We start from the raw sequence: 19063 nt of genomic DNA, 5'->3' as shown, positions 1-19063 counted from the left end.
GAAATGAGTAACAAAAACACGCCTACACACGCACCAATCGTTGGAATCTGTTCCTTTGCCAAGTACCCCATTTGCACCGACCTTGAAGAATTGGATGCCGATGCTGCTGTCCTTGGTGTGCCTTATGACCTCGGAATCGGATTTCTATCTGGTACTCGTCTAGGCCCACGCCGGATCCGTGAGGTTTCTACCCACTATGGACGCGGTGATGCTGGCTTCTATGACCCCGAGACCGATGAAGTATTCCTCGCTGCACCATGGAAAATTGTCGATTGTGGTGATGCTGATGTGGTGATTGCTGATGTGGAACAATCCTTCATCAATATTGAAACATCCGTGGCAAAAATCGTGGAAAAAGGTGCCATTCCAGTGGTCATGGGCGGTGACCACTCTATCACCTATGCTGTATGTCGTGGCTTGAAGGAGAAAGGTCCATTCACAGTGGTACAGTTCGATGCTCATCTCGACTGGTCCCGTCAACACTTCGGAAATGGTACTCCAATGCGCAATATGTCTGGACTCGACTATGTAGAAGGTATGGCTCAAGTAGGTATCCGTGGCCTTGGTAGTAGCCGGAAGGAAGACTTTGAGGATGCTCGCGCCTATGGCAGTGTCTTAATCCCTGCCAAAGAAGCCAAAGCCATTGGTGTGGAAGGTGTCATGGCGAAGATTCCTCAATCGGAAAAATACTTCGTCACCATCGATATTGATTCACTGGATCTCACCTATGCACCTGGTGCAGGCTCTCCTTCCCCTGGTGGCTTCACCTTCGATGAACTAAATGATATGTTAGCCGCCTTAGCGAAAAAAGGTGAGGTTGTGGGCTTTGACCTTGTAGAAGTGGCACCGCAATATGACCCAGCTGGTGTTACACCACGGGTTGCTGCCATGACCATCCTCAACTTCCTTGGTCAAATTTTAAAACAAAAAGAGAAAAAAGGCGAAATGAAATAGCTCGTGAAATAGCGAGTAGGCAGATGGTAGGGCATCTGATCAAATAGATTGCTACTCGATATCAATGGTTCCACCAAATCATTGATGTACACCCCCGTAAGCAGAAATCCGCTGGAAGTTCCCCCAAACTACCAGCGGATCTCTGTCATTCTATCATCTCTTCTCTGTTGATAGCGTTGATAACCTTCTTATAATATTCACCTTCAATGATAGGAGGAATGAAGATGGATCACGAACCAAAATTACGCGAAGAGCAAGATTCATTGGGAACCCTACAGATCCCTGACGAGGTCTACTATGGTATCATGACCGAACGTGTTCGGAAAAACTTTGGCAGGATTACTGGGTGGAATCTTTCTGAGCATCTCCCCCACTATCTCTATTGCATGGCTGGGCTCAAAAAAGCATGCGCGATCACCAATGGGAAAATCGGCGCCCTCGACGGGCAGATTGTCTCCGCCATCTGTCAAGCAGCCGAAGAACTCATGGATGGTCGCTTACAGGTCTCTATCCCCATCGATCTTGTAGCTAATGGAACCCCTGGCAATATGAGCGTCAATGAGATTATTGCAAATCGTGCTAATGAGATCCTCACCGGTCATAAAGGGAATGATCTTGTTCATCCCAATACCCATGTAAATATGGGTCAATCCACCAACGATGTCCATCCTTCTGGGCTAAAGCTTGCTCTCTACCTCACCATCCAAGAGCTATTACCTAAAATCAACGATTTGGAGAGTATCCTGACATATAAAGCGGAGCAATTTAAGGATGTAGTGAAGGTTGGTCGTACCTGTTTACAGGATGCGCTTCCCATTACCATCGGTCAGCAATTCAGTGGCTATCAAAGCTTTCTTCACCGTCAATATCAAGAGATCGCGCAGACGGCTCAGGAACTCTTAGTTCTTCCCCTGGGTGGAACGGCGATTGGAACCTGTGTAGGAACCTTCCCTGGCTATGTCGAACAGGTCTGTGATGAAGTAGCAGCCATATTTGATCTTCCTGTGACGCAGGCTGAGAATCTCTTCGATGCCTTCCAAAGCGCTGATACATTTATTCGGGTATCGGCTTCCCTCAAAAGTCTTGCCACCGGCCTTGCACGGATGGCTAAGGATCTGATGTTCATGTCATCTGGACCTCAGGCAGGAATCGGAGAAATCACAATACCAGCGATACAACCAGGCTCATCCATCATGCCTGGTAAGGTGAACCCTGTCGTCTTCATGGCGATGGTGGATATCGCCCACCAAGTATGTGGACAGGATGTAACAGTCACCATGCAGGTGGAGGGTGAAGGCGATAACCTCGAGCTCCAACTCTATCTCAATATGGCTAGCAATGCCCTCTTCCAATCCTGTACCATGCTACAACATTTTCTTCCTGTACTTGGTTCCTGTATCTCTGGCATTGAAGCTAATCGTGAGCGTTGTCAGCACGAAGCCGAATGGTCCCCTGCCATGGCAACCATCATTTCTGCCATCTATGGGTATCCCATGGGTAGTAAGGTTGCAAAAGAGGCCTTGCGTGAGCACAAGACAGTTAAGCAAGTCACTGTTGAAATGGGTCTGCTGACAGCGGATGAAGCAGAACAACTCCTCAACCCTCTTGCTATGGCTCATTATCTGGAACATATGGAAGCGATTTTTGCAAAGAAAAAACAGGTAGCTATTCAAGCATAGAAAGGGGTCCCTCACATGATGCGTAAAGAGAAAGACTCATTAGGTGAACTAGAAGTGGATGCAGAATATTACTATGGAATCCAAACCGTACGTGCTCTTCGTAACTTCAATGTGTCGGATCGTACGGTAGAAGAGTTTCCCAATATGATCTGGAGTATTGCAGCCATTAAAAAAGCAGCTGCCCTCGCCAATCAGCAGATCGGTGCCCTCCCCAAAGAACTAGCAGATGCCATCTGTAACGCCTGCGATGAAATTATGGAAGGTGAGATGGCAGGACAATTTCCCATCGATCCCTACCATGGCGGTGGCGGCACCTCATTAAACATGAATGTAAATGAAGTAATTGCTAATCGGGCCAACGAAATCCTGATCGGTGTTAAGGGCTATGATCCCATACACCCCAATACCCATGTGAATATGGGACAATCCACAAATGACGTGATCCCCGCTGCCATGAAGATGGCCACCTTCCTCTCCTTGCACACACTAGTGGAGCAGTTAAAGGAACTGGTCTATGTACTCACTAAGAAGGAAGAGGAATTTAAGGATGTGGTGAAAACAGCACGCACCTGCCTCCAAGATGCTGTTCCCATCATGATGAGCCAGCAATTTAGTGGTTATCGCTCCTTTGCAGAACGGATGGTAGAGGATGTGGAAGAGATGAAAAATCGCTGCCTCTATCTTCCTCTCGGTGCGACTGCTGTTGGAACGGGTGTTGGTACCTTCCCCGGCTACTTAGAGCATGTTTATACTTTCCTTCCACAGGTATCTGGAATACCGGTGATGATGGAGTTAAACTTCTTCGATGGCTTACAGAATGCTGATCTTTATGTTAAAGTCTCCGCAGTATTAAAGAGCATCGCCACAGGTCTGTCCAAGATGGCCAGTGACTTCCGCCTTCTCTCCTCTGGACCCCGTGCAGGATTACAGGAGATCACCCTACCTGCCATTCAGCCAGGCTCATCTATCATGCCTGGCAAAGTGAACCCTGTGCTCCCCGAGATGGTGATGCAGGTCTGCTTCCGCGTCTATGGTAATGATGTGACCATCACCCTCGCTGCTGACCGTGGTGAGCTGGACCTCAATATCTGGGAACCCATTATCATGACCTGCTTATTCGAATCATGTCATCTGCTTACCAATAGCATCCCACTCTTTATTGACAAGTGTATTGCTGGGCTTGTGGCGAATCGTGAAGTCTGTGAAACCTATGCCAACTCCTCCCTTGCCTTAGCTACTGTCCTCGTTCCCATCCTTGGCTATACAAAAGCAAGTGAGATCGCTAAAGAGGCACTGGCACGCAAGCTATCCATTCAAGAGCTTCTCATCGAAAAAGGCATCGCCCCTGAAGAGGTACATCAGCTTTGTGATCCAGTTGCCATGACCAATATCAAGCAAAGCAGCCAAATGATTAGCCAACGAACAAAGTAAACTTGGTTTCGCAGATCTTCTCATTTGCAAAGCATATGAAAAAGGAAGGTGTTGGTTCTGCAATCTATGCAAAGGATTGTTAGAATAGCACCTTCCTTCACTAAAAGGGGATCCTTGCTAGTTAGCCAATCTGCTCTACAAGATAGGCTACTAATCTTTCCCCACCCATAAGTGCAGGACTTCCGGCTGGAACCTCCACCAGTACATTGCAGCCCACCATGGAGCTAAGTATCCCATTGCCCTGACTCCCCGTTAAATCTACTGCAATCTGTCCATGCTCCAAGATCAACTTCCCTCTTAGAAACCGCCGCTGTGGGCTAGCTTTGCGAAATTGATCTCGCACGATTGCCTCCAGCTTCGGTAGCTGATACTCCTTCCGCCCTGCCAGCTTACGAATGAACGGAATCCCCAGGAGCTGATAGACAATGAGACTCGCTGCTGGATTCCCTGATAATCCTAGGATCACCTTACCATCCTTGACTGCAGCCATGGTAGGCATCCCAGGCTTCACATTAATCCTGCGAAAAATCATCTCTGCCCCAAGTGCTTGAAGTGCATCAGCGATTACATCATAATCGCCTACCGATGCACCACCTGTTGTGATCACCATGTTTGCTTGCTCCAATCCACGCTCAATCATAGCAACGATGGCATCCACCTCATCCTTGACTGTTCCAATTACAACAGGAATGGCCCCTTCCTGTTTGCAATAGCCCTGTAAGCTATAGGAATTACTATTCCTGATCTGACCTGGCTGAAGGGGTTCTGTTACATCCACCAATTCATCACCGGTGCTTACAAGTGCAATCTGTGGCTGCTCATAGACGGTCAACTTGTTAATACCAAGAGCAGCACAGAGCCCCATAATAGGTGGCGTGATGATCATTCCTCGTTGTGCTACGATCTGACCAATCCTTACATCCTCACCGCCCCAGATAATATTCTCACCAGAGTGCATTCCCCTTTGCAGGCTGATTTTGTCACCCTGCCGTTCCACGGCTTCGAATTTAATTATGGCATCAGCCCCCTCCGGGATTGGGGCTCCAGTCATCACCTTAATAGTTGTCCCTGTTGTAATCCCTTGCGTGGCAGTATAACCTGCTGGTACTTCTTCAATGACCCGTAATGATATCGGATGCTCCACACTTGCTCCCTCTGTATCCTTCGCTGCCATGGCATAACCATCTAAGGGCGTGCGATCGAATGGAGGTATATTCTCCCCTGCCACAACATCCTCTGCTAATACTCGACCAAGTGCATCGGAAAGCAAGACGCTCTTTGTGTTATAAACCTTACAATGATCCAGCAATAGCTGCTCTGCTTCTTCTAATGAAATATTCTCTCTCATCTTGATCCTCCCCAAGCACGATAATAATGTCTCACAGCTTAAAAAAATCCCTGCCTTCGTGAAGAAGACAAAGATCATCACCAGATGCCACATTACCGATTTTCCGAACGAGAAAGCCCATGCAGGGCGTAGACCGTCTTTAGATATGGGATGAAAGCGAGGTCAGACAAGGGGTAGCTTATGGCTACCATAATTGTCTGAATTGTACTATAATTTGCTTATAGACAAGTACAAGTCTCTAACACAACCTCGTTCTTTGAAAATTGGATATCGTATAAGGTTCGATCGCCTAATACATGCGATCGGTAAAACGATATGTGTCGTCAAGAACAAGACGCTAAAACACCACGAACGAAAAAACTGTACGCGATGGTCATAGTAGCGTAGCCATATCTGCTATATGCACTGGATATGGAGGGGTGATGAGACACCCTCATCTTGCAGGCTGTTCAAAACAGAAATGGACTGAGAACGCAAAGCCATGCAGGAATCCCACCCGTCAGGGCTTGCGACTTTAGTCGTGGGAGTCTCAACCTATGTAGAATCCTTTCTCCTTTCCAAAACGGGAGGTATAACTGTTTCCAATCATACCCTGTGAGCAGACAGCTCAGGCGATCCATCCATTGGAATCCTTTAGGATGAAAAGCTCGGAGATATTCAATTGTTGGCATAATAGGTCAAATCTTATTCCAATATTTTATATTATAAGCGTGTCGTACGGGTTTTCCATTGGATTTAAGAGTTGAATGTGACTAATTCTCTACGATTAAGCAGAACGTCCTTACTACCTGAGGGAATCACCTGCTTTTTCCTTGCAGTTCATGGACGCGCAGCTCAATTCGTCGGATCTTACCCGATGTTGTTTTGGGTAGATCCTGCAAGTATTCAATCTTCCGAGGATATTTATAGGGTGCCGTTAGGGCTTTTACATGCTCCTGTAGCTCCGTCGTCAGCTCTTCGCTGGGGTTATAGCTACTTTTTAAGACAATAAAGGCCTTCACAATATTCCCCCGCACCTCATCGGGACTTGCCACCACAGCACATTCCTGTACCGCAGGATGCTTGGTCAGTGCATCCTCTACCTCGAATGGGCCGATGGTATATCCGGAGCTAATAATAATATCATCGCCCCGACCCTCAAACCATAAATACCCATCTTCATCCTTAGAGGCTTTATCCCCAGTGATATAGTAATCGCCTCGGAATGCTGCCATCGTCCGCTCTGGCTCACGGTAATACTCTTTAAAAAGGGTAGGCGTTGAACGATGAACTGCAATATCACCTACTTCACCCACAGGTACAGGCTGCCCATCCTCATCAATAATCTCCACCAGATTGCCTGGTGTGGGCTTACCCATGGAGCCTGGCTTTACCTCCATATCTAGCATAGTCCCTACCAGGAGGGTGTTTTCAGTCTGGCCATAGCCATCGCGTACCTTCAGCTGGAAGTGACGTTGGAAGGTATCGATCACTTCTCGATTGAGAGGCTCGCCAGCAGAGACCGCACTGCGGAGTGAGGATAGATTAAACTCTGCTAGCTGATCCACCTTCGCAATTAACCGGTATTCTGTGGGTGTACAGCAGAGCACATTGATTCCATAGGCTTCGATTAGCTTAAGATATTGGATGGGGTCAAAACGTCCACGATAGATAAAACCTGTCGCACCACTGCCAAGTACAGAAACAAAGGGGCTCCAGATCCACTTCTGCCAGCCTGGTCCTGCCGTTGCCCAGACCATATCATTCTCCTCAATGGCCAGCCAATTCTTCGCAGCGATCCGCAGATGGGCATAGCCCCAGCCATGGGTATGAACTGCCCCCTTCGGTTGTCCCGTTGTCCCTGAGGTATAGGATAGGAATGCCATATCATCTCGATGAGTCTTCAGGGTTTCAAATTGCGGAGATGCCTGAGCTGCTAGCAGGGACAGCTCCTGCCACCCTACTTTGGTACCGCCAGTGATCAATTTATGCTGACAGCTTACAGGTAGGCTGTTTACCCGATCCACTTCGTCGGTGAACTCATGGTGACAGATGACAGCAGCTGCTTCACTATGCTGCAAGCGATACGCAATATCCTGCGCTCGTAGCATCTCTGAGGATGGAATTATCACGATCCCCGATTGTAAACAGGCAATATAAACTGCATAGGTTTCGATTAAGCGCGGCATGATGACCAGAACTGGATCACCCTTCTTCACGCCTAAATCCAGCAACACATTGGCAATTTGATTCGCTCGCTTCATTAAATCTGCGTAGGTAATCCTCTCTGTGTTCCCTTGCTCATCCTGCCAGATTAGTGCCAACTTCTGCGGATCCTCCGCATGTCTTGCGAATTCGCTAGTCAGATTATACCATTCATCAGCAATGAACTCCCCCTGTTTCACCTAAATACCCTCCCTCGTTTTCCATATCCATTATTATAAAGTATTATTTGATAATTTTGAATATTTACTTTAACTTTTGATGTATATTTTTTACATTAAGAATCTTTGGTCCCTGAAATAAATAAAAGCCCAGCAGGATTTGAACAATCCACTGAGCCTTCCTCGTTGTTATTTCAACATTGTCCACACTAAAAGTCTAAGCGATGATTGGTATTCGGTTCACCTTTTTTCAGGAAACGGGAGATATAGACCACGTCTTGACGAGAATCAGGTCCCTCAAGTTCATTATAATCGATGACAACATGCCATAAGCCTTTATACACCACCGTCCCACCATCCTTATAATGCTCAATGGGAACAGCAAAGATCGGAGGATAATCCAATAAAGCCAAACCATAATTTATAATGGGTGACACGAAAACTAGAACAATCACAACGATGATCATCCAGCGCCATACCTTCCTGTTCTTCATCGCGTTTCCTCCCCTCTTAAGCCACTTGCTCAATGATTATTTCATTTCGATTATCTATCCTATCGTATTGTTGAACGCTCAAGAATTGTATGATTATAAATCATCTCTTGTACAAAATAGCCTTTTTCATGATATGTATATTCATATTCTAACTTTGAATTGCTTCTATCTGAAGGGTATAGAGAACATCCCGATAAGAGTATAACATAAAAGCAAATTCACCATTCTTTTCATGTCGGTATCTCCTCCATATATTATAATTCTAGGGCCTTACGTATCATTGTCTCTTTCCGTAGTCGCTAGTACACCTTCTAGTTATGAAAGTTTCAGGATAGTTTAATGCAAGCTCTTGGACATCCTTAAAAGTTTAGATTTAAAGAAGGCCCAGCAGGATTTGAACAATCCACTGAGCCTTCCTCATTGTTATATTCATTATCCCTCACGGAAAACGGACCGTAGGTACATCCGCTTCGTCAGCAGATAATAGACGAGCTGTAGGGCTAAGAAGACGAGGATAACACTTAGACCAAACATCCAAATATTAGAGTTGATCAAGCCATTTAACATGATGTAAGCGAAGCTTGCATGGGAGATCCCAACCAAGGATGGGATGAGAAAGATGAGACCGATCTGCTGGGATAGGGTCTTCTTCACTTCCTGCTTCGTAATCCCAATTCGATAGAGAGAACGGAACTGCTGTTGATTCTCCTCTAACTCCGTAAAGAGCTTGAAATAGATCAGACTGCCATTGGCAATGAAGAAGAGGATACTCACAAAGAGCCCGATAAAGAAGGTTAAGGCAAAAATTTGCCGTAATTCAAGATAACTCGGAACACGCATATCATCAAAATTGCCCTGATCCTCCATGGCGATCATCGCTCCGATTTTCTCAATGGTAGCTTGACTTCGTTCCCAGCCCTTCCAGTCGTATCCATAGATACGAACCTGTTGATCTACTGGGATCTGCTGCAGCCAACCATCGTATTCCTCATCGGAGATAATAAAGACAAAACCGACGCTACTTTGGAATGGCAAGATGGCACCACCCTGTTCACCGCTGATATTTAGCTCCACCTTCGATGAACCCAGCTCACCTTGTAGTGGTTGACCTGCTCCTACGATTTGAACACCCCAATCTTTAAACGGATTAAGTAGACGTGTCTCACCTTGTGTGAGGCTTACGGTTGGTAGATCGTGCTCAGTAGCCAAACGATTATAATCTCGATTAGCAATCATAAAAAACTCCGCACTGTGCACCATCTGATGTGTACCCTGAAACATACCATCAATAGGAAGGGCTAAAATATCCAATTTTTGCGTAAGCTCATAGCCATCCTCTGCGATGATCGCTTCCACCTTCTCTGGATCGAAGCTGGAGTTGGTTCCACCTGTGGTATCCACATAGCTAACCACATAGGGATATTGCTGCGCAGCCATGGATGAGGTATCCGCAAGCAGAATATAGAGTGTTCCCGATGCTGTTAGAATGACCGCACTCATGGTTGCCACTAGAAATAGAACGCGGGCATTATCCTTCATCCGATAAACCAAGTTGGAGATGGTGATTAAATTGGTTCCCTTATAATACATCCCCTTCCGTTTCTGCAAGTGCCGGAAGATGGCCACACTGGCCTGGGTAAAGAGAAAATAAGTACCAAGCACCACGAGAAAGAGCACTGGTAATATTAAAGCGAAAACGTTTTGCAGCGTAGCAATGGACGCTAAGTAATAACCTGCCCCAATAGTAACGATAGCCAGCAAAACCAACCAGCGTGAATAGACGGGCAGGGGCTTTGCTTGTTTGGATGCCTTCAATAATTGGATGATCTCCACCTTACGTAATTGTAAGAGCACTACTAGGGTCATGATCTGAAAGAGCAGGAAGAAACCAACAGCCGTATAGAGCAACGCTTTGGGCACGACCATGTAACGGATGGGAGACTCTACCGCAAGCAGACTGCTCATGCCCATGAGAAAGAGCTTGGAAAAGAGTAAGCCAAATCCGATCCCTACTACGATGGAAAGCAAAGAAATGAGCGTGTTTTCTACGTAAATCATCCAGCGCAGCTGATTTCGGCTCATCCCAAAGAGAGAATAGAGACCAAACTCTTTTTTCCGCGATTTGATAAAGGCCGAATTGGAGTAGAGCACAAATAAGAAAGCAAAGATCACGATAACATACTCAGCTGCCACCATACCCTGCCGAACACTATCCCCTCCCCGGATATAGCCACTGGCCACATCAGGGTGGAAGATGAATGAAGCATAGATGAAGAAAACGGTGACCGTAAAGATACTACTTAGAATATAGGCGATATATTGATGCCAGTTCCCCCGGATATTTCGGATGGCTAAATTGCGTAATCTCATCTCACATCACCTGCTTTCATCACTGCGTTACTATAGGTACGCATGGTTAATAGATAGTAGATGAATTGGGCAAGTAAGAAGAGCCCTACCACAATGAGTCCACCGTACCAAACAGAGAATCCAGTCACGCCATTCAATGCTTTGTAAGCGAACGCCCCATGGAGAATCCCTACAAAGGCGGGGATGAAAAAGATAGCTCCTACCTGACGCTTAAGGATTTTGTGCATCTCCCGCTTCGATACCCCCATTCGATAGAGGGCACGATATTGCTGCTGGTTCTCACCTAGCTCCGTAAAGAGCTTAAAGTAGATCAGGCTTCCTGTAGCAATAAAGAAGAGGATACTGATAAAGAGTCCGATAAAGATGATGAGATTCCCTGTTTTTTGCATCCCCATATAGGTTGTAATCCGTTCTTCAAAACGGTATTGATCTTCAGGTGCAAGGGTAGCTTGAATCCGTTCAATGGTGGCCTGTCCATGCCTCCAATCCTTCCATTCATAGCCATGGATCTGCACCATCTCGCTAGGCATTACTTCCTTGAACCAAGCCTCATACTGGGCATCATTCACCACAAGCACCAGATTGTTCCCCGTAGGACGTGGGATTACCCCATTATTGATCTGCCCTTGAAAGGTGAGGGAGCCCGAAGTAGGTCCTACATTCCCTTCTACTTGGTCTCCCTTCTTGATATGCTGGATCTCCATACTTTTGGATGGATAGATGAGGTAAGTATCTCCCTCAGCCACCTCTAAGGTTTTCAAGTCCTTCGCTTCGGCGATCTGATTATATTGCGTCGTGGAAAGCACAAGGAACTTCTCTTTCCAAAGATTTTGATTGGCTTCATACACTGTTCCATCAAAAACAAGGGCATTGGCGTGAACAGCATATTCCAATTCAATGCCATCCTCTTGTAAAATGGCTTCTACCTTAGCTGGATCAAAGCTACTCTCCTCATCTCCATCTTGAAGATAGCCAATGGTCTGAGGATAGAGGTCCATCACTTGATCCTGCATATTGGTATACATGATGAAGATGTAACCAGAAGCCGAAATGACAACAGCACTGAGAATGGCCACCATAAAGAGCATCCGGGCATTATCCTTGATCCGAAAGACTAAATTCGATGTGGTTAATAAATTGGTCCCTTGATAGTAAAAACCCTTACGCATTTGGAGACGGCGTAAAATGGCCACACTTCCTTGGGTGAAGAGAAAGTAGGTACCAATCACCACGAGAAAGAGGACAGGAAACATGGTGATGATCACCGTCATGAGATTCATCGTGCTCGCTAAAGCATAACCAGCAGCGAGGGTAATAAAGGCTGTGGCTGCCAGCCAGCGTGAATGAACAGGAAAAGGCTTGGGTTGCTTCGCTGCTTTGAGCAGTTCCACAATCTCCAGCTTCCCCATACGAAGAAGAGCCACAATGGTATTCACTTGAAAGAGGAAAAAGAACCCAAGGGCTGTGACAATAATGGCCTTCCCCACAATCATGAAGGGGATGAGTGCACCTGTTCCCATCAGTTGACCAATCCCCATGAAGAAGAGCTTGGAAAACAGAATCCCTAACCCGATCCCTGTGCCAATAGCTAGCAATGAAATCACGGTGTTCTCCAGATAGACAAGCCAGCGCATCTGGTACTTATTCATCCCAAACAGGGAATATAGCCCAAATTCACGCTTCCGTGACTTAATAAACGCGGAGTTGGAGTAGAGGACAAAGAAGAAGGCAAAGATGACAATGACATACTCTGCAGCGATAATCCCTTGCCGCACCGCTCTTCCACCTGGAATCTGCCCATTCATCACATCCGGATGAAAGATAAAGGAGGCGTAGATAAAGAAGATGGTTACGGCAAAGACACTACTGAGGAAGTAAGCTACATACTGATGCCAGTTACCTCGAATATTCCTAAGAGCGAGACGCTTCAAGCTCATTGAAGTTCCCCCCTAGCATACTGACACAATCCAGAATCTGTTGGAAAAAGGCTTGGCGTTGGCTACCCTTCCGAATTTCCGAGAAAAACTTGCCATCCTTAATGAAGATGATGCGGTCACAATAGCTTGCTACGGCAGGGTCATGGGTAACCATGAGGATAGTGGCTCCCTTCTGCTCATTGAGGGAGGTGAGGGCATCCATGACATCCTTAGCTGCCTTCGAATCCAGATTCCCGGTGGGCTCATCGGCGAGAAGAAGAGCAGGCTGATGAATCATGGCCCGTGCACAGGCTGCCCGTTGCTGTTGACCACCCGATACTTCGTAGGTACGCTTATCTAGGATTTCTGTGATATTTAATAGCTTGGCAATCTCCTCAACACGCTGTTCCATTTCGCTTACCTTTACCCGATCCAAGGCGAGCGGTAAGAGGATATTCTCCTTAATCGTCAATGTATCCATCAGGTTAAAATCCTGGAAGATGAAGCCCAGCTCTTGCCGACGGAAGAGGGCTAGCTTCCGATTATTTAAGAGAGTTGGATTGGTACCATTGATTTTTAAGGAACCAGAGGTGGGTCGATCGATAGTAGCCAACAAATTGAGCAAGGTCGTCTTCCCACTACCGGAAGGACCCATGACACCGACGAACTCGCCTTCCTCCACCGCAAGATCAAATTGGTCAAGTGCTTTATAGGTGACCGTGCCTTTTTTTGAGCCATATATTTTGGTTAAGCCTTCAGCTTCTAAGATATACATGTTATTCATCCTCCTTGTTTTCTACCCTTAGTATACGGAGGACGCTCATTGCTTCCCATCGAAGAGCCTTACAAATGGAACATCCTACCTTACAATATTGTCAGCTTGCTTGTCACCTTCATGATGTTCGATCAGATTTGATTCGTCGATGCATCGTACGTAAATGGCACGAATGGATTAATGAGAGGTGCTCCATTGGAGATCCTTGTAGGTCGTCTGGACTTGGAAGCGGATGGTGATGGTAGTCCCTACCCCTTCCTGCGATTCTACCGTAATCCCATGTCCTAGCTGGCGACAGATCTCCTTGCTTAAGTAAAGCCCCATTCCTGTGGATTCCTTTACCTTCCGGCCGTTTTCGCCTGTGAAAAACGGATCAAATATCCGGGGCAAATCACTTTGCGGAATACCAATCCCACGGTCTTCTACATGTAGGAGAATCCCCTCCCCTTTCTTTTCAATAACAAAACGGATGGGTGCGCCCTCTCCCTTGGGCGAATACTTAATGGCATTCAATTCTAATTGATGAATGACGAAGGCGAGCCACTTCGGATCGCTCTCCACAATCACTTGCTCTAGTGTTGTCTCCAGTTTAGGATAGAGCTGATGGCGGATGAAGAGGCGCCGTTCTTCATTAATGACACTGCGAACGAGTTCAATGAGCTCCACTTTTTCTGCCCGAAGATCTAAGGCGAAGTGGTTAATGCGGGCTAGATGGAGCATCATATCTAAGCCATGGCGAAAGCGCTCATTTTCCTCATCAATCTCCTGTAGGAGTCCCTCCGCTTCTTTCGAAAGTTGTTGATTACGCCCTTGCTGGATTAAGAGAGAGATGACAGAGACCGGCGTCTTCATATGATGCACCCATTGATTGGTGAAATTGAGATGTTGCTCCTGGCTCCGTTTATAACGATCGAGTTCGGCAATATAGTGCTGATAGTTTTGATTGATGACATGGTTAAATGCTTGCTGCTCTTCACTCACTGGGTCACTCAACTGAAGGATCGCATCCATCCCCATTTGCTTGGAATCTAGCGCATGGTTGAGGCGTCGATAAAATGGACGTAGCCGAAAATAATCCACGGCAATGACGATTCCTAAGAGCACGATAGTGAGTAAAAATAAGTAGAATAGATTTCCCCAGCCAATCCATACATTCTGCTCCAGCATGGCTAGGAAGATCACCGTCAGTACAAGAATGATATTAATGAAAGGAAAGACCAGATAGGCAAGGCGATCATGGAGATACTGTTGAAATCTCATTAAGCATCAGGCCCCCAGTTCGCACTTAAGCGATAGCCTTGACCTCGGACCGTGGCGATGGCATCCTCAATGCCTAGCTCTGCAAGGCGCTTCCGTACACGGGTCACATTGACGGTAAGGGTGTTATCATCCACAAACTCCACCTCATCCCAGAGCGCCTCTAGTAACTCATCACGGCTCACCACCTGATCCACCTTCCGCACTAGTGTATCGAGAAGACGAAACTCCTTTGGCGATAGGATAACACTCTTCCCGCCATACTCGAGTTCTAATTTATTGCGATGGATGAAGAGGCCTGCTAGCTCCTGCACATCCCCTTCCTGTAGGTTATTCATGGCATACTCACCATAAGCACGCCGTAGCACACCCTTTACCTTCGCCACTACCACATCAAGATGGAAGGGCTTAATAATATAATCATCGCCACCATGCTCAATGGCTAGGACTTGATTCATCTCACTATCTCGTGCTGAGACGAAGATGATGGGGAGATTGGAGACCGTCCGAATCTGCCGACACCAGTAGAAGCCATCATAGTATGGGAGATTAATATCTAATAAAACTAAATCTGGATTGATTTGCAGAAACTCTGCCTTGATATTATCTAAAGCCTTCGCAATCATAGGCTGGTATCCATACTTCTCCAGATGCTCCGCTAGGATATTAGCAATCTTCTGATCATCTTCAACGATATAGATCTTGTACATCTCTCTAACTCCTTTCGGGGGGTCAGTCCCCCATTACATTAACGCATTAAAGTATTACCCAGTTGATAATGACTCTACGCTTTTTCTGATCATAGGATAGCATATTCATTAGGGACTAGATATGAAAAAAATGGGATACAAAGAGTATATTTACACAAAACAGCATAAAGTAAAAAAACTCACACCATTAAGTGTGAGTTTTTGTTCATATTTCCTGTAAAGTGGCACTTTAACACAGTGCATCAATGGGGGACTGACCCCTTTATAAGCCTAGTGATATATACTTCATCTCCAAATACTCATCCATCCCATGATGTCCCCCTTCACGGCCGAGACCACTCTGCTTAAATCCACCAAATGGTGCTTGCGGTGTCGAGGGAAGTCCATCATTTAATCCCACGATTCCATACTCCAGCTTTTCAGCAATCCGTACCCCTTGTGAGATATTCTCTGTGAATACATAGGCTGCTAATCCAAATACAGTATCATTGGCCCGTGCAATGACCTCATCCTCTGTCTTGAAGGTGGTGATGGGCATTAACGGTCCAAAGGTTTCCTCATTCATACACACCATGTTATCGGAAACATTGGATAATACCGTTGGCGTAAAAAAGAGTCCATTGATCACTTTCCCACCCACCGTAACCTTCGCACCTTTGGACACTGCATCTGAGATATGTGACTGTACCTTCTGAACTGCTGCCTCATCAATCAATGGACCGATGGTTACACCTTCCTCAAGACCATTGCCAATCTTCAAACGAATGACCTTTTCCACTAGTTTTTTTGTGAATTCCTCAGCAATGGATTCATGCACGTAGACACGATTAGCGCAGACACAGGTTTGCCCAGCGTTACGGAACTTTGCTGCAATAACACCCTCCACAGCCTTATCTAAATTACAATCTGCCATCACAATGGTTGGTGCATGACCACCTAGCTCCAGTGAAACCTTCTTCACCGTATCAGCGGCGCCTTTCATTAATAGCTTTCCTACTTCTGTTGAGCCTGTAAAGGTTAACTTTCGAACCCGCGTATCTTCTAACCAAGCTGCACCGATTTCCTTAGAATTACCGGTCACCACATTCACAACTCCATCTGGAATACCAGCCTCGCGTGCCAATTGGACAAGTTTAATGGCGGTCAAAGGGGTCTGCCCAGCAGGCTTGATCATCACCGTACATCCTGCTGCAAGGGCAGGTGCCACCTTGCGTGTAATCATCGCTGCAGGAAAGTTCCAGGGTGTGATCACAGCCACCACTCCTACAGGCTGCTTGTGGACAAAAATTCGCTTATTGGTAGTAGTTGCAGGAATCGTCTCACCATAAACCCGCTTTCCTTCCTCGGCATACCAAAGAACATAACCATTGGCATAATTGATTTCACCCCGTGCTTCTGCCAGTGGCTTCCCTTGCTCCATGGTCATGGTTCTTGCCAGATCCTCTGTATGCTCCTTGATTAATTCATACCATTTATAGACCAATGCACTGCGTTCATACGCAGATAAGCTAGACCAAGCTGGAAAAGCAGCATAGGCTGCAGCGATGGCTGCTTTCGCTTCTGCTTGCCCACCCCTTGGTACCGTAGCGAATACCTCGCCCGTTGCTGGATTGCTGACTTCCATTTTGGGTAGAGATGAACCTGCATCTTGACCATTAATAATCAATAGATACTCTTCCATTGCGCATCGCTCCTTCACTTTGGGGGTCAGACCCCCACTTAATTAGTGCGTTAAAGTACCACTGTAATGGGGGACTGACCCCAATTATGGTAGAATATCTCCATAGAACTGACCATCAATTTTTGCCACCTTAATAATCGCATGTGTAATCAGCCAACTATCTTTCTCTGGGATATAATCGTAATCTGACGGATCAAAAACAGAAGGAAAGATAGAAGAATAATCTTGAAAGAAAAGTATAAAACTATAGTTTTTATTTGGAAAAACCTCATTGAAAAATGTACCCATCTCATAGGCATAATTTGATAAATCCTCATATATTGCATCAAAGTTGGTAATGTAAAACTTGTAATTTTCTAAATCGATTGCAGCATTAATTCCGATTGTACTATTGTCATCAAGAAAAAACGCATCATATTGACTCAGATAAATGTTTCCCTCTGAGGTTTCAATGACTGAAACATACTCAGTTAATATGTCTGATAATCGTTGAAGGTTTTCTTCATTTACTTCTTCCATTTCGTAATTCACTTGAGACGGATTAAAGTCAGCCAGTGAAGTAGAAGCAATATTTGCGAATCTCTTATTAGTTAAATCAGATAGCCAGGAATTGATATAATTAATCGGAATCGCAAAATTTAAATCCGCCACGCTTGTGGTATTACCAGATGAAGTGATTCCGACAAGCTCCCCTCTAGTATTAAATAATCCCCCGCCCGAACTTCCATGATCGATAGGTGCATTAATTTGAATTAAGTCAACATAACCATCATTTCGAAATCCACTTACTAATCCTTCTGAGACAGTATTCTTCAGACCATAAGGACTACCTATCGTAATAATTTTATCTCCCTTACTTAGCTTACCAGCATTCCCAATGGTTACAGGTGCAATCTTGGGAAGAGTGGTTGTCTTTATCAGAGCTAAGTCCTTTTCTGGATCATAAGCAACCACGCCTTCAATGGCATAAGTGCTATTGTCTACAGTATTAATAACCGCATAGCTTGCTCCCTCGATTACATGATAATTGGTTACGAGTATGCCCTCTTTGACAAAAACACCACTTCCACCACTAATTTCACGTTGAGCTTCATCAAAGATTTTGATTAGGACAACCTTATTATCATTACGTGCTACGATATCTTTTGCTGATAACTCGGCATTGCCCCCTTTATCGACTGGATTCTCAATTTTAGGATCTGTTGGATTGCTTAGATTGCTAGAATTTTGACTTATATGATTGAGATAACGCTCGATGATTACAGTTGCTTGTGCTCTTGTTGCTGGACTATAAGGAGCAAATGATCCATCTGGAAACCCTTGAATGATCCCTTTATTAACTACAAGAGAAACATTCTTTAGAGCATATGCAGGGATTTGATTATTGTCTGTAAATTCAGCTTGAAGGGTATTCGTATCATTCCCAAGCAATCGTGAAACCATCATGGCCATCTCTAAACGAGTGATGTTTGTATCAGGAGAAAAGGATGAATTAGGGTAATCACTAGGAATAATGATCCCCTTCTCAACAGCTTTCATAATATATGGATAGCCCCAGTAAGATTGAGAGACGTCATTGAAAACGCTCTTCTCTAATGTCGTATCATACTTCTCAATATTTTCAGAAGCGATGATCAATATTTTAACAAAGGCTGCCCTCGATATATTTTGATCTGGGCGAAAGGTTGAATCTGGATAACCTGAGATAATGTTTAACCCTACTAAGTTCTGAATATTCGACTCCGCCCAATGACCGTTAATATCTGTCAGGGCAGACTCTGCGTTAACCTGGGGTGCAATTAAAAAAATCATAAGTAGTAGAACGATGATCTGTTTTTTCATTTGCTCCAGTCTCCTATCTCCTAGTATCGTATTGCTTGCTCTATTCTATCTCCAGAAAATTACTACAATATTAACCATGTTGAATGGAGGAACAACTAGGTATTTAGTCATACTATGGATCTTCAATTTGATTGTATCAAACGCCTTGAGTCATTACCACATCGATCCAGTTAGGAAGTAGAAAGTTGCTAGTTTCGAGAAAAAAATGGCCACTTCTTCAGCATCTTAATATGCTGAAGAAAT

General features: G+C 45.4%; 13 protein-coding genes and 1 riboswitch. Of the genes, 3 read left to right on the top strand and 10 right to left on the bottom strand.

Annotation, left to right across the window (positions count from 1 at the left end):
* Positions 1-3 precede the first annotated feature (3 nt).
* The 3 genes from BN1691_RS08225 (at position 4) to BN1691_RS08215 (ending at position 4064) form a co-directional block, all read left to right on the top strand.
* A complete protein-coding gene (locus tag BN1691_RS08225) occupies positions 4-954 on the top strand; it encodes an agmatinase (protein ID WP_048601777.1) in 951 nt (316 codons plus the stop codon).
* Between the two features lie 224 nt (positions 955-1178).
* The gene (locus tag BN1691_RS08220; RefSeq protein ID WP_048601776.1) at positions 1179-2633 is read left to right on the top strand and encodes a lyase family protein; all 1455 of its coding nucleotides are present in this window, start codon (positions 1179-1181) and stop codon (positions 2631-2633) included.
* A 15-nt stretch (positions 2634-2648) separates the two neighbouring features.
* Positions 2649-4064 (top strand): aspartate ammonia-lyase, encoded by a 1416-nt coding sequence (locus BN1691_RS08215; protein ID WP_076850158.1) that lies wholly within the window; start codon positions 2649-2651, stop codon positions 4062-4064.
* 121 nt (positions 4065-4185) lie between these two features.
* On the opposite strand, the gene BN1691_RS08210 is transcribed toward BN1691_RS08215, so the two are convergent.
* From BN1691_RS08210 to BN1691_RS08165, 10 genes are all read right to left on the bottom strand, one after another.
* Positions 4186-5412, bottom strand: coding sequence for a molybdopterin molybdotransferase MoeA (locus tag BN1691_RS08210; RefSeq protein WP_048601775.1), 1227 nt, complete (start codon positions 5410-5412; stop codon positions 4186-4188).
* A 534-nt stretch (positions 5413-5946) separates the two neighbouring features.
* Positions 5947-6077: riboswitch (molybdenum cofactor riboswitch) on the bottom strand.
* A 132-nt stretch (positions 6078-6209) separates the two neighbouring features.
* A complete protein-coding gene (gene mbcS, locus BN1691_RS08205) occupies positions 6210-7796 on the bottom strand; it encodes an acyl-CoA synthetase MbcS (RefSeq protein WP_048601774.1) in 1587 nt (528 codons plus the stop codon).
* Positions 7797-7984: 188 nt separating this feature from the next.
* Complete coding sequence (locus tag BN1691_RS08200; RefSeq protein ID WP_048601773.1) at positions 7985-8269, bottom strand: hypothetical protein; 285 nt, start codon at positions 8267-8269, stop codon at positions 7985-7987.
* A 432-nt stretch (positions 8270-8701) separates the two neighbouring features.
* Complete coding sequence (locus tag BN1691_RS08195) at positions 8702-10639, bottom strand: FtsX-like permease family protein (RefSeq protein ID WP_048601772.1); 1938 nt, start codon at positions 10637-10639, stop codon at positions 8702-8704.
* Positions 10636-12576, bottom strand: coding sequence for an FtsX-like permease family protein (locus BN1691_RS08190; RefSeq protein WP_048601771.1), 1941 nt, complete (start codon positions 12574-12576; stop codon positions 10636-10638). The genes BN1691_RS08195 and BN1691_RS08190 overlap by 4 nt, the downstream gene beginning before the upstream one ends.
* Positions 12551-13330, bottom strand: a complete 780-nt coding sequence (locus BN1691_RS08185) for an ABC transporter ATP-binding protein (protein ID WP_048601770.1) — start codon at positions 13328-13330, stop codon at positions 12551-12553. Before BN1691_RS08185 ends, BN1691_RS08190 begins: the two co-directional genes overlap by 26 nt.
* Positions 13331-13507: 177 nt before the next feature.
* Positions 13508-14590, bottom strand: a complete 1083-nt coding sequence (locus BN1691_RS08180) for a sensor histidine kinase (RefSeq protein WP_048601769.1) — start codon at positions 14588-14590, stop codon at positions 13508-13510.
* Entirely contained in the window at positions 14590-15297 is a 708-nt protein-coding gene (locus tag BN1691_RS08175) for a response regulator transcription factor (protein ID WP_048601768.1), read from the bottom strand. Before BN1691_RS08175 ends, BN1691_RS08180 begins: the two co-directional genes overlap by 1 nt.
* 262 nt (positions 15298-15559) lie before the next feature.
* Entirely contained in the window at positions 15560-16978 is a 1419-nt protein-coding gene (locus BN1691_RS08170) for an NAD-dependent succinate-semialdehyde dehydrogenase (RefSeq protein WP_048601767.1), read from the bottom strand.
* 84 nt (positions 16979-17062) lie between these two features.
* Positions 17063-18820 carry an S-layer homology domain-containing protein gene (locus tag BN1691_RS08165; RefSeq protein ID WP_048601766.1) on the bottom strand — a complete coding sequence of 586 codons (1758 nt, stop codon included), beginning with the start codon at positions 18818-18820 and terminating at the stop codon, positions 17063-17065.
* Positions 18821-19063: the final 243 nt, after the last annotated feature.

Origin of the sequence: Rubeoparvulum massiliense, assembly GCF_001049895.1 — a bacterium.
Taxonomy (GTDB): domain Bacteria; phylum Bacillota; class Bacilli; order Rubeoparvulales; family Rubeoparvulaceae; genus Rubeoparvulum; species Rubeoparvulum massiliense.
This window is presented reverse-complemented; position numbering and strand designations above follow the sequence as displayed.